This window comes from Streptomyces sp. NPDC028308 (assembly GCF_055565855.1).
The window spans coordinates 17,440-29,428 of sequence record NZ_JBVHTO010000005.1 but is presented as its reverse complement, the minus strand read 5'-3'; the positions used below and the strand labels follow the sequence as shown (position 1 = coordinate 29,428).

At 73.6% G+C, this 11,989-nt stretch carries 12 protein-coding genes; 6 read left to right on the top strand and 6 right to left on the bottom strand.

Going from position 1 to position 11,989, the window contains the following annotated elements; all coding sequences use genetic code 11:
* Positions 1-6 precede the first annotated feature (6 nt).
* On the top strand, positions 7-981 hold the full coding sequence (locus ACZ4VA_RS12630) for a DMT family transporter (protein ID WP_468081155.1): 975 nt from the start codon (positions 7-9) through the stop codon (positions 979-981).
* Positions 982-1,098: 117 nt separating this feature from the next.
* On the opposite strand, the gene ACZ4VA_RS12625 is transcribed toward ACZ4VA_RS12630, so the two are convergent.
* Positions 1,099-2,430 (bottom strand): aminotransferase class I/II-fold pyridoxal phosphate-dependent enzyme, encoded by a 1,332-nt coding sequence (locus tag ACZ4VA_RS12625; RefSeq protein ID WP_356243650.1) that lies wholly within the window; start codon positions 2,428-2,430, stop codon positions 1,099-1,101.
* 36 nt (positions 2,431-2,466) lie between these two features.
* Here ACZ4VA_RS12625 and ACZ4VA_RS12620 point away from each other — a divergent pair, with 36 nt between their 5' ends.
* Entirely contained in the window at positions 2,467-3,156 is a 690-nt protein-coding gene (locus tag ACZ4VA_RS12620; protein ID WP_356171325.1) for a pyridoxamine 5'-phosphate oxidase family protein, read from the top strand.
* Positions 3,157-3,203: 47 nt separating this feature from the next.
* Here the strand turns inward: ACZ4VA_RS12620 and ACZ4VA_RS12615 are convergent, their stop codons facing one another.
* From ACZ4VA_RS12615 to ACZ4VA_RS12605, 3 genes are all read right to left on the bottom strand, one after another.
* Complete coding sequence (locus ACZ4VA_RS12615) at positions 3,204-4,169, bottom strand: DMT family transporter (RefSeq protein WP_356171328.1); 966 nt, start codon at positions 4,167-4,169, stop codon at positions 3,204-3,206.
* Between the two features lie 242 nt (positions 4,170-4,411).
* Positions 4,412-5,422: an EamA family transporter gene (locus ACZ4VA_RS12610; RefSeq protein ID WP_468081153.1), complete on the bottom strand. Its 1,011-nt coding sequence runs from the start codon at positions 5,420-5,422 to the stop codon at positions 4,412-4,414.
* Between the two features lie 287 nt (positions 5,423-5,709).
* On the bottom strand, positions 5,710-6,264 hold the full coding sequence (locus ACZ4VA_RS12605; protein ID WP_468081151.1) for a peptidase: 555 nt from the start codon (positions 6,262-6,264) through the stop codon (positions 5,710-5,712).
* 197 nt (positions 6,265-6,461) lie between these two features.
* On the opposite strand from ACZ4VA_RS12605, the gene ACZ4VA_RS12600 reads away from it, so the two are divergent.
* Positions 6,462-6,650, top strand: a complete 189-nt coding sequence (locus tag ACZ4VA_RS12600; RefSeq protein ID WP_468081149.1) for a hypothetical protein — start codon at positions 6,462-6,464, stop codon at positions 6,648-6,650.
* 152 nt (positions 6,651-6,802) lie between these two features.
* Positions 6,803-7,231, top strand: a complete 429-nt coding sequence (locus ACZ4VA_RS12595; RefSeq protein WP_355793226.1) for a type II toxin-antitoxin system Rv0910 family toxin — start codon at positions 6,803-6,805, stop codon at positions 7,229-7,231.
* Between the two features lie 155 nt (positions 7,232-7,386).
* Here ACZ4VA_RS12595 and ACZ4VA_RS12590 read toward each other — a convergent pair whose 3' ends face one another.
* On the bottom strand, positions 7,387-8,025 hold the full coding sequence (locus ACZ4VA_RS12590; protein WP_356171336.1) for a PadR family transcriptional regulator: 639 nt from the start codon (positions 8,023-8,025) through the stop codon (positions 7,387-7,389).
* Between the two features lie 295 nt (positions 8,026-8,320).
* Here ACZ4VA_RS12590 and ACZ4VA_RS12585 point away from each other — a divergent pair, with 295 nt between their 5' ends.
* On the top strand, positions 8,321-9,130 hold the full coding sequence (locus tag ACZ4VA_RS12585) for a PhzF family phenazine biosynthesis protein (protein WP_356171339.1): 810 nt from the start codon (positions 8,321-8,323) through the stop codon (positions 9,128-9,130).
* 114 nt (positions 9,131-9,244) lie between these two features.
* Here ACZ4VA_RS12585 and ACZ4VA_RS12580 read toward each other — a convergent pair whose 3' ends face one another.
* Positions 9,245-10,045, bottom strand: a complete 801-nt coding sequence (locus ACZ4VA_RS12580; RefSeq protein ID WP_355795191.1) for a CPBP family intramembrane glutamic endopeptidase — start codon at positions 10,043-10,045, stop codon at positions 9,245-9,247.
* Positions 10,046-10,228: 183 nt separating this feature from the next.
* Here ACZ4VA_RS12580 and ACZ4VA_RS12575 point away from each other — a divergent pair, with 183 nt between their 5' ends.
* Positions 10,229-11,983, top strand: a complete 1,755-nt coding sequence (locus ACZ4VA_RS12575) for a substrate-binding and VWA domain-containing protein (protein ID WP_468081145.1) — start codon at positions 10,229-10,231, stop codon at positions 11,981-11,983.
* Positions 11,984-11,989: the final 6 nt, after the last annotated feature.

Below are 11,989 nucleotides of genomic sequence, written 5' to 3'. Positions count from 1 at the left end.
TCTCGCTTGTGCTACGAGATCGTCTGCTTCATCGTTGCCTCCATGAGCAGCGTCACCAGCCCCCGGCCCCTCGCCCCCGCCACCGCGCCCGCGGGCCGTCCGGCCCTCGACTGGCGGCTCCGCTTCGGAGCCCTCTCCCTGGTCTGGGGCTTCAGCTTCCTTCTGATCAAGGTCGGCACCGACGGGTACGCGCCGTTCCAGGTCACCCTCGGGCGGCTGGTGTTCGGCACCGCGGTGCTGGCCGCGGCGATAACGGTGAAGCGGGAGCGGCTGCCGCGCGGCGCCCGCACGTGGGGCCATCTCACGGTCGCCGCCTTCCTGTTGAACGCGCTGCCGTTCTCGCTCTTCGCCTACTCGGAGCTGACGATCCCCTCCACGCTGGCGGGCATCTGCAACGCGACCTCCCCGCTGTGGGGCATGGCCCTGTCCCTGGTCGCCCTCTCCGAGGACCGGCCGACCCGGGTGCGGGTCGCCGGACTCGGCATCGGCTTCCTGGGCGTCTTGACGGTGCTCGGCGCCTGGCAGGGCTTCAGCGGCCTGGACGCCGCGGGCACGGCGATGGCACTGGCCGCCTCGCTCAGCTATCCCGTCGGCTGGATCTACGTCCGCCGCACCCTGGCGGGTACGGGCAACTCGCATCTGTCGATGACCGGCGCGCAGTTGTTCCTGGCCACCGTGCAACTGGCCTTCGTGACACCGCTGTTCACCACTCTGCCGACGAGGTTTCCGCTGGTGCCGCTGCTCGCGATCGCGGCGCTGGGCGCGCTCGGCACGGGGATCGCCGTGCTCATCCAGTACGGCCTGGTCGCCGAAGTGGGGCCCACGACCGCCCAGATGGTCACGTACTTCATCCCGGTCATCGCCACCGCCGCGGGCGTCGCCGTCCTCGGCGAGTCGCTGGCCTGGTCGACGCCGGTCGGCGCGGTGATCGTCCTCGCGGGGGCGGCCCTGACCCAGGCGAGGCCGCGACGGACGACGTGACCGCGGCCCCCGCGGCCCCGAAGTGTCCCACCGGAACCGGCACGGCCGACGGACACCGCGGACACCGCGCACCGGCGCGGACGGCGTGACAGCGACAGGGACACGGCCGCCCGCGCCTCACACGTACCGCCGCACCGCCTCCGGCCCGATCGCCGAGGCGACCGCGTCCGCCACCGGCACGATGTCGTCCGGGGTGAACGTCGAGACGGTGATCCTGATGCCCGGCGGCGCGTTCATCCGGAACCGCGCCCCGGGCGCGACGGCCCAGCCCGCGTGCAGCAGCCGCGCGACCACGCCCGTCTCGTCCGGGACGGGGATCCACACGTTCATCCCGCTGCGCCCGTGCGCCTCCACCCCGCGCTCCGCCAGGGCCGCGATGAGCGCGTCGCGCCGCCGTCCGTAGGCCCCCGCCACGGCCGGGACGTCCACCGCGCCACTGGTCCACAGGTGCACCACGGCCCGCTGGAGCAGCAGGCTCACCCAGCCGGGCCCGAGCCGCTGCCGCCCGTGCACCCGGTCGACGGTGACCCGGTCACCCGTCAGGACGGCGATCCGCAGGTCGGGCCCGTAGGCCTTGGCGACGGAGCGGACGAACGCCCAGTGGTGCGTCACCCCGGCCAGCGGATGCAACGGCAGGTCGACGATCCGGTGACCGTGGTCGTCCTCGACCAGCAGCGTCCGCGGATGCGCCCGCAGCACCGACCGCAGGGCACGCGCCCGGGCCGCGGTCACCGAGGCGCCGGTGGGGTTCTGCGCCCGGTCGGTGACGACCAGGGCACGCGCGCCGCCCTCCAGCGCACGGAGTACGTCCTCGGGGACCGGGCCCTCGTCGTCCACCCGCACCGGGACCGTGCGCAGCCCGAGCGCGGGCACGAGGTCGAGCAGGCTGCCCCAGCCGGGATCCTCGACGGCGACGGCGTCCCCCGGTTTCAGGTGCGCGGCCAGGACCCGCTCGATCGCGTCGAGCGATCCCGAGGCCACGACCACCGGGCCGTCCGGCACGCCGTCCGCGTCGAGATCGGCACGGGCCAGCCGCGCCAGTTCGGGCTCCACGGCGTCCTCGCCGTACATCACCGGCTCCCGGTCCGCGCGGGCGGCGGCCACCGCGAACGCCTCCGCGAGGCCGGGAAGCAGCGCCGGGTCGGGATTGCCGGCGGCCACGTTCCGTACGCCCGGCGGCACGCGGACCCCGATGTGCTCGCGGCCGGTGGTGGCGGGCTTGGAGCGCACACGGCTGCCGCGCCGCCCGGCCGTCTCGATGACACCACGCTCCCGCAGCGTGCGGTAGGCGGCCGCGACGGTGTTGGGATTGACACCCAGCTCACCGGCCAACTCCCGCATCGGTGGCAGCAGTTGGCCCGGCTCCAGCCCGCCGGAACCCACCGCGCGCTCCACACTGGCGGCGATCTCGGCTGCGCGACGCCCCTCGATCCGATACTCTCCTAGCACAAAGATGATTATGCACTAGTGCAATGGAGGCCGCAAATGACGGAGACGAGCACCCAGCCGGGGACGGCGCAGCCGGCTGCCTACACCCCGACCGACCGCACCGTCCCGACCCGTTCCCGGGAGCGCGCGGCCTACGACCACGAGATGGTGCACTCGATACTCGACGAGGGGTACGTCTGCCATCTCGGTTTCGTCCGCGACGGCGCCCCCGTCGTCCTGCCCACGCTCTACGGACGCGTCGGCGAGCGGCTCTACCTGCACGGCTCGACCGGCTCGCGCCCGCTGCGGATGGCGGACGGGACGGACCCCGGCCTTCCCGTCTGCGTGACGGTCACCCACGTCGACGGCCTGGTCCTCGCGCGGTCCGCCTTCCACCACTCGATGAACTACCGCTCCGTCGTGGTGCACGGCGTCGCCCGTACGGTGACGGACCCGGACGAGAAGCGGGAGGCCCTGGACGCGCTGGTGGACCACATCGTCCCGGGCCGCTCCCGCGACTCCCGCCCGGCCAACGCCAAGGAACTGGCCGCGACCGCCGTGATCCGCCTCGACCTGGACGAGGTCTCCGCGAAGCTGCGCACCGGCGGCCCCAATGACGAGCCCGAGGACATGGACCTCCCCCACTGGACCGGTGTGGTCCCGCTGGCCAAGGGGTACGACACCCCCGTCCCGGCCGCCGACCTCGCCCCGGGCATCGGGCTGCCGGACTATCTGACGACCCTGTGATGCGCGGAGGCGGCTGAGGCGTGCGGGGGGTGTGCCGGCCTCCCGTCTCAGACCGGTGCCGTCTCCGCCTCCGGGACCGTGCGGGTCTCCGGGCCCGCGGCCCGGGTCTCTGCCACCGCGAGCGCGGCGACCGACGCCAGCATCACCAGCGTGCCGACGAGCGTCGCCGTCGTGAGGTGCTCACCGAGCACGGCGACCGCGAGGACAGCCGCGCTCACCGGTTCGAGCAGCATGATCACCGAGACGGTGGCCGACCGGATCACGGCCGCGCCCGCGAAGTACAGGGCGTAGGCGAGCGCCGTGGGCACGGCGGCGATGTACACCAGCAGGAGCAGGACATGGGCGGGGTGGCCGGTCTGCGGGAGCAGTCCCCCGGCCAGCCCGAAGGGCAGCAGGCACACGGTCGTCACACCGAACGCCCACACGGTCGTCCCCGACGCGTCGACCCCGCCGAACCGCCCCCACCAGCGTGTCAGCAGCGTCATCAGGGAGTACCCGGCCGCCGACAGGACCGCGAGCACGACCCCCCAGGGCCGTACGGCCGTCCCCCCGCTGCCGAGCACGAGCACCGCGAGTCCGGCGAGCGCCCCGGCGACGGCGGCGACGCCCCCGCGGCCGATCCGCTCGCCCATGGTCAGCCGGGCGCCCAGCGCGATGAGTACGGGGCCGGCGCCGAGGGTGACGACGGTGGCCACGGCGAGCCCGGTGGACTCGACGGCGGCGAAGTAGGCGGTCTGGAAGACGGCGAGTCCGAGTCCGGTGGCGCCCGCCCGCAGCGCCTTGCGGCCGAGCGGTTCCCGGACGGCGGGCGTCGTCCGCGGCCGCAGGGGACGGGCGGCGAGCAGCAGGACGAGTCCGCCCGCGCACCGCCAGAAGGACAGGGCGACGGGCCCCATGTCACTGGCCCGGTAGACCAGTGAGGCGGCCGCGCCCGCGGTGCCCCATGCGGCACCGGCGACGATCAGATAGAGCAGGCCCCGCCCGACGGGCAGGCCGGTTGCAGTGTTCGACACGTGTTTTCTCCGCGAGGTCGCAGAAGCTCATGAAGGACCTGCGACGTCACCGGCGCGGCACCCGGACGTGCGGGTGCGGCGGCCGTGCTCGGGCACGGCGTGGTGGACGTACGCGGGGGTCCTCGGACTTCTTCCGCGGGCAGCACCGCTCCGCCCGGCGGTGCGCCGGGCGTGGATCCGGGGGCCCGCCTCAGGCGGCCGGAGGCGGAAGGACGAGTGCGTGCGAGTGCATGATCAGCACACTATGTGGCCGTTCCCCGCGCGGACAACTCCCTTTCGCCGCTGCCCGTGCCCCCGGCGACCGGCCCCTGCGGAGCCTTCGCGGGCGCGGAGGACTGCGCGATGAACGCGCCCACCAGCACGACGGCCCCGCCGACGATCTGCGGCGCCGACAGGTGCTCGCCGAGCAGGACCCAGGCGAGCACGGTCGCGATGACCGCCTCCAGGCACGCCACGACCCCGGCCACCTGCGGCGACAGCTTGCGTACGGACACCACGCCGGTGACGTAGGCGACGACGGTGGCGATCAGCACGATCCAGCCGAGCAGCAGCGCGGCGGCGACGGACGTGCCGTTCATGTCGGCGCTGCCACTGAGCACCGTCCAGTCCATGGTCCAGGGGCGGGCGACGGCGGTCAGGACGAGGGCGCCGACGAGCAGCCCGTACGCGATGACGCCGAGCGGGTCCGGAGCCTCGGCGCCGGCGTCGCTGCCCTGGTCGGACAGGACGAAGTAGCCGACCTGGCAGCAGGCGGCGCCCAGCGCGAGCAGCAGTCCGAGCAGGTCGAAGCTGAGCCCCGACCACACCTCGACCACGCACGCGAGACCGCCGACGGCGAGGACGACGCCGAGCGCGGCGGCCCGCGTCACGGGGCGGCGCTGCACGAAGCGCACCCAGCCCAGCACCAGGGCGGGCGCGAGGTACTCGACGAGCAGGGCGACACCCACGGGGATGCGGGAGATCGAGGCGAAGTAGCAGGCCTGGACGCCGGCCACCGCGAGGAGGCCGTACCCCGCGAGCAGGGCGGGGCGCCGCAGGACCAGGGCGCGATGGCGCACCGCCAGGGGCAGCATCACGAGGGCGGCGCCCGCGACGCGCAGCCACACGACGTGGAGCGGGTCGAGCCCCGCTTCGATCAGCGGCTTGGCCGCGACACCGGACCCGCCGAAGGCGACCGCCGACACGAGGGCCAGGCCCAGCCCGACTCCCCTGCCGGGGTGACTCTCACTGCTCCGAGACGTACGCACCGGCACATGATGACAGGCGCGGTCATGAGCGTCACCCCCGATGACACCTGTCTCATACGCTGGACCCGGCCACGGCATGGAATCTCTGGGACGAGACGGCACCGCTTCGGGGCCCGACACCGGTCCCGTGGACGGGAGTTGGGCGCCCGCCGGAAGCGCGGCACCGCCCGGGAAGCGCGTCCTGGCATCGGCCGCGGCAGGTGGAGGCGATCGTGAGCGCACCGCGTCCGCGCGCCGACCGGCCCGGCGGACTCGCGGCAGCCGTGGCTCGTGACGCGGACGCGACCGCCGGTTCAGCGACCGCCGTCGCCGACGCACTCCTCGTGCACGGCTCCGGCGTCGACGCGCAGCAGCAACGCCTGCGGATCGACGCCCGCGCGCCCCAGCACCTCGACGGCGCGCGACTCCGGGTCGGCGACGATCGCCGCCAGCAGATCCAGGCCGCGGGCCGTGACGTCCCCGCGCCGGCCCGCGCGCGCACAGGCTCCGTCCATCGCCCCGGCCGCCACCGGTGACCAGCCCGTCACCCCGGAGCCGGTCACGGGAACGGCGCCCGAGTCCTCGACCGAGCTCTGCCAGCGCAGCCCGTAGCCGATGCTGCGCTGGACCAGGTAGCCGAGCAGCCGCGCGAGCTGCGGTCCGCTCTCGAAGGCGGCGCGCACCTCGGGGTCGTTCTCCAGGAGCGTGTGCAGCAGATGGGCCGTGTCGATCTGCCGGTCCCCGTCCCTGAGCGCCCTTCTGCGCGCGCCGGCGACCACCGACGCCAGTTCGGCACTGAGGCCGGCGTCGGGGTCGGAAGGGCCCGGCCCTTGTTGGGCGGCCGGTTGCTGGAGAGGACCGTATGGCACCCCCTCACCCCATCAGCCACCCCCGGTTCCGGGCATCCTCGGCGGGAAGCATCTTGCCGTCCGACACAGGGTGGGCATCCCCGTTCCGGTCTCCTCCCTACGGATGACATCGCGCCGTTCTCCCCCGAGGGGCGCGCGCCGCCTTGCCTTGCGCCCCGATCGCAACCGGGCCGCCCCGGAGCACGTCCGATACGGACATGGAGAGCCGGGGCTGGCTGGTCGCCCTGCCCGCCGTCGACGGCAGGCAGTACGTGTACCGGGTGGACGCGCCCGAGGACGCCCTGCTCGCCGACCTGTTCTGGGAGGCGTGGCACTGCCACGATGAGAGCGCCCTGCCGCGCGCGTTGGACGTGTTCGACGCCGCGGAGATACGGCGGCTCGGCTGAGGGCACCATCGCGCGGCCGCTCGCTCCCTCAATCTCCCGCGTGCACAGCTGTTCTGACGGTTCATCAGTATTGAATGTTCCGGGCCCCGGGGTTACGTTCCGCGACACCGCAGCTGCGCCGGGCGCAGCGCCCGAGACGAAGGGGTGGCCCCATGGCCGAAGTCAGCGCGGAGGCACGGATCGAGGCGCCCGCCGAGAAGATCTGGGCGCGGCTCACGGACTTCTCCTCGTACGGGGAGTGGAACTCCACGCACACCAGCTTCCCGAAGGGCGGTCCCGAAGTCCTGGCCGTCGGCGGCGGGTTCACGGAGAACATGAGGCTGATGAGTTTTCCCGCCGAGGTCGACTGGACCATCGAGGAACTGGAACCGGCCCGCGTCCTCGCCATCCGCGGCAAGGGCCCGATGGCCGTCGTCGTGGCCACCCGCTACACCCTCGTCCCGGACGGCGAGGCGACCACGGTCCGCATCCACGGCGAGTTCACCGGCGCCGCCGTCTCGCTGATGGCGGGCAAGCTCAAGGACTCGGCGACGGCCGCGCTGCACGAGTCGCTGCGCAAGCTGGCCGGGCTGGTGACCTGAGCGCCCCCGCCGTCCGGCCGTCACGACGAAGGGCGCCCCGCGGAGAAGCCTCCGCGGGGCGCCCTTCATCCCGCCGCCGACAGGGGCGGGCGGTCACCGGACCGAAGCTCCGGGCGACCGCCGTACCCCTGAAGGCGGCGTACCACCACGGGCCGTCAGTCCTCGTCGGCGAGGATCAGATACAGCTTCTTGCGGGCGTCGTTGATGACCGTCAGCGCCTTGTCGCGCTGGTCCTTGCTGCCGGTCTTCCAGACCTGGCCGAACGCCTCCATCAGGCCGAAACCGGCCTGCCGGATCTCGCTCAGCGCCTCCCAGTCGACCCCGCGCCCCGCCTCTTCCCAGGGCGCGTCGGGGCCCTCGGCGGCCGCGGAACGGCCGGCCTCGGTGAGTGAGAACAGCTTCTTGCCGCCCTCGGTCTCGCTGGTGATCAGGCCCTCGTCCTCCAGCAGCTGGAGGGTGGGATAGACCGAACCCGGGCTGGGCTTCCACGCCCCGCCGCTGCGCTCGGCGATCTCCTGGATCATCTCGTAGCCGTGCATGGGCCGGTCCTTGAGCAGGGCCAGGATCGACGCGCGTACGTCGCCCCGTCGCGCCCTGCCCCGCGGACCGCCGCGGCCGCCCCGCCCACCCCAGGGGCCCGGGCCGAAGCCGGGTCCGCCGAAGCCGGGACCACCGGGACCGAAGGGCCCGAAAGCCCCCCGCCGCCCCTCGAAGCCGCCCCGACCGTGATGGCCGGGCCCGCCGTGGTGTCCATGTCCGTGTTCGTAGCCGAATTCCTGTCCATGGGAACGCATCGCAATCACTCCATTCCATCGTTGATCGGTCGCGATGCGTCAACGATATATCGGAACAGTTCGGAAGACAACCCTCTGCCACGCCGGGCGGTCACAAGGTGCCGAGCCCGGCCGCCTGCCCGCAGGTCAGTTACGTCGGACGGGGAGCCGTCCCGAAAAAGGAGGGGCCCGGGGCAGAGCAGGCAACGCCCGGCACCCCGCAACACGCAGGTCCCGACCCATCGGCCCGAAACGGGGCCGCCACTCCCGAATTGGCCTTGGCCCACGGCTCCGGGCGCCGACTAGCGTCACGCCCATGCGGATTCGAATCGTCGACGCCTTCACCGACCGCCCCTTCGCCGGCAACCCGGCCGGGGTCCTGCTCCTCGACGCCTTCCCGGACGACGCCTGGCTCCAGGACGTCGCCCGCGAGGTCAACCACGCCGAGACGGCGTTCACCCACCGGCTGCCCGATGGCGGCGAGGCGGACTGGGCCCTGCGCTGGTTCACGCCCGTCACCGAGGTCGCGCTGTGCGGTCACGCCACGCTGGCCGCCGCGCACGTCCTGCACAGCACGGGCGCCCACACGGGTCCGGTCCGGTTCGCGACCCGCAGCGGTGTGCTCATCGCGACGCCCCAGGACGACGGTTCGTTCACCCTCGACTTCCCGACCGCCCCGCTCACGGCGGCCGAGATCCCGGACGGCGTCGCCGAAGCCCTGGGCGCCCAGCCCCTCAGCGCCTTCGACACCGGGCCGAACATCGGCGACCTGCTGATCGAGCTGGCCGACGAGAAGACCGTCCTCGGCCTCGCCCCCGACCTACGGGCCCTCGCGCGGTTCTCCGAGCGCGGCATCATCGCCACCGCCCGCGCCGAAGACCCCGCGGCGGACCACGACTTCGTCTCCCGCTGCTTCTTCCCGAACGTCGGCATCGACGAGGACCCGGTCACCGGCAGCGCCCACACGGCCCTCGCCCCGTTCTGGTCGGAGCGCCTCGGCAGGGCCGACCTGACCGGCCTCCAGGCCTCAGCGCGCTCAGGACGCGTCCGCACGCGACTGCGCGGCGACCGCACCCTGCTCAGCGGCCACGCCGTCACGGTCATCGACGGCGAACTGCTCACCTGACGTCGGCAACACCCAGGCAGAGAAGAGTGGCGTACCGCACTTGGTACGCCCCACTCGTACGGCCCCGGGCCCGCGCCGCCGCACACCCACGGCTCCTCGGACCCCGGACCCCGCTCAAGCCGTCGGCAGCCAGCCCACCTTGCCGGCCAGCAGCGCGTAACCCACGAACGCCCCGATGTCGAGCAGGGAATGGGCCACCACCAGCGGCCCGACGCGGCCCCAGCGCCGGTAGAGCCAGACGAAGACCAGGCCCATCGCGAGGTTGCCGAGGAACCCGCCGATGCCCTGGTAGAGGTGGTACGACCCGCGCAGCACCGCGCTCGCGACGAGCGCCGTGCCCGGCGTCCACCCCAACTGCCCGAGACGGCGCAGCAGATAGCCGACGACGATGACCTCTTCGAGGATCGCGTTCTGCAGGGCGGAGAGGATCAGCACCGGGTACTTCCACCACACGTCGGGCAGCGCCTCGGGCACCACCGTGAGGTTGAAGCCGAGGCCGCGCGCCGCCAGGTAGAACGCGATGCCGGTACTGCCGATCACCGCCGCGACCGCGGCCCCGCGCCCGAGGTCCGGCCAGGGCCGCGTACGGTCGAAGCCGAGCGTGCGCAGCCCCTGCCCCTCCCGCAGCAGCAGGTGCGCCACCAGCGCGACCGGGACCAGCGCCGACGCGATGCCGAACAGCTGCCAGGCCAGGTCGAGCCACGGACGTCCCGGCGCGGCCGAGGCGTTCAGGGTGGCCGCCTGGTCCTTGAGACCGCCCGGCTTGGTGACCGATCCGACGAAGCTGATCAGTGCGGACACCCCGCTCGCACCGAGCGACAGCCCGAGGACCAGCAGGGTCTCGTCCCGGAAAATCCTTCGTGAAAGCCGCTCCTCGGGAAAGGATCCGGCTGCCGGCCCCGCCTCCACCTGCACTCCCGCCTCCAGTTGGGTAATCCCGTCTCGTCCCCATCTTCGCCCCGCTAGGGTCTCGAAAGAAGTTGCGAAGATCGTGCGCGACAGGCCGTCGGGGGGACGGGCACCGTCGAGGCGTACCTCCCTGTGTCCTGCCGAACAGCTGATCACGGCTCGGGGCCCAGCAGGGAGGATCGCACCGCCATGGGACGTCACAGCTTGCCCGACGGGTACGGAGCGGGTTCCGCCGACCCCCGGCTTCGCGCCCGGCGCCGCAATGTGGCGCTCGCGGCCGTCCTGGTGCTCACCGTGGCGGCGGGCACCGCCGCGGCGGTCGGCGGTGGTCTGTTCTCCTTCGGTTCCTCCTGCCAGGACGACGCCGTCCGTCTCCGGGTCGCCGCCTCCCCGGACATCGCCCCGGCCCTGAAGGCCGCGGCCGAGCGCGCCCGCGCCTCACACGTCACCTCCGACGGGCACTGCCTCGACATCGCCGTGACGGCCCGGGAGGCCCACGAGGTCGCGGACACGCTCAGGTCGGGCCGCGGAGCCGGTGTCGAGGTGTGGGTGCCGGACTCGGACCTGTGGGTGCAGCGCGTCACCGGGGCCGACCGGGCGACCGGGGTGACCCGGGCGGGCGCGGTGGCCTCCTCACCGGTCGGCGTGGCCATGGTCCCGTCCGCCGCCAGGTCGCTGGGGTGGCCCGACAGGACGTACACGTGGACCGAGCTGGCGGGCGCGGGCCTGCGCGGCAACGGTCCCGGGCTCGGAGCGGCCGACCCCGCGCGCAGTGCGACCGGCCTGCTCGCCCTCACCCGGCTCAGCGCGACGGCCTCGGGCGGCAAGGGCGGCGACACCGGGGTGGCGGCGCTGGTCAAGGGCCTGTCGCGGCGCACGGCGGACGGCGACGGCCAGGTCCTCGCCACCCTGTCCGGTGGCACCGGGCGGGGCGAGGCGAACCCCAATCAGGCGCTGGTCCTCTCGGAGCAGGCCGCGTTCGCCCACAACTCCGCGGTGGAGGACGGCGCCGGACTCGACCTGTTCTACCCGGAGGACGGTTCCCCGCGCCTGGACTATCCGTTCACCCTGGTCGACGAGGCGCGGCTGACCACGGACGAGAGCCGCGCCGCCCTGCGGTTCATGACGTTCATGGGCCAGCCCGAAGGGCGCAGGATCCTGCTGCGGCACGGCTTCCGCCCGGAGGCGGACACCGCCCCGGCCGCCCTGGTCACGGCCGCGGGCGGCCGCTTCCCGCAGCCGTACGCCGAGTCCGCGCCCGAACCCGCGTCGGCCAGGGCTCTCCAGAAGGCCCTCGGCATGTGGACGGTCACCGTGCAGAGCGCCCGCGTCACCGCGGTCGTGGACACCTCCGCGTCGATGACGGAGAGGGTGCCCGGCACCACCCGGTCCCGCATGGACGTCACGAAGGCATCCCTGTCGCAGGCCCTCGCCACGTTCACCGCCGAGGACGAGGTCGGTCTGTGGACGTTCGCCGCGAAGCTCGACGGGAACCGCGACTACCGCGTCGTGGTGCCGACGAAACGACTCGGCGACCGGGTCGGCCACGGCACGCAGCGCGGCGCACTGGCGAAGGCGTTCAGCGGTCTGAGGCCGGTGCCCGGCGGCGCGACCGGCCTGTACGACACGACACTGGCCGCCTACCGGGCCGCCACCGGGTCGTACGTGCGGGGGAAGTTCAACGCGCTGGTGGTCCTGACCGACGGGGTGAACCAGGATCCCGGCAGCATCTCGCGCTCCCGCCTGGTCGAGGAGCTGGAGAAGCTCGCCGACCCCGACCGTCCGGTCCCGCTGATCGCGATCGCCGTCGGCCCGGAGGCGGACGAGGAGGAGGCGGAGCGCATCGCGGCGGCGACCGGCGGCTCGGCCCACAAGGTCAGCGAACCCTCCCGCATCCACGCGGTGATCCTGGAGGCCATCGTCGCCGCGGGCAGCCGGAGCTGATCCGGC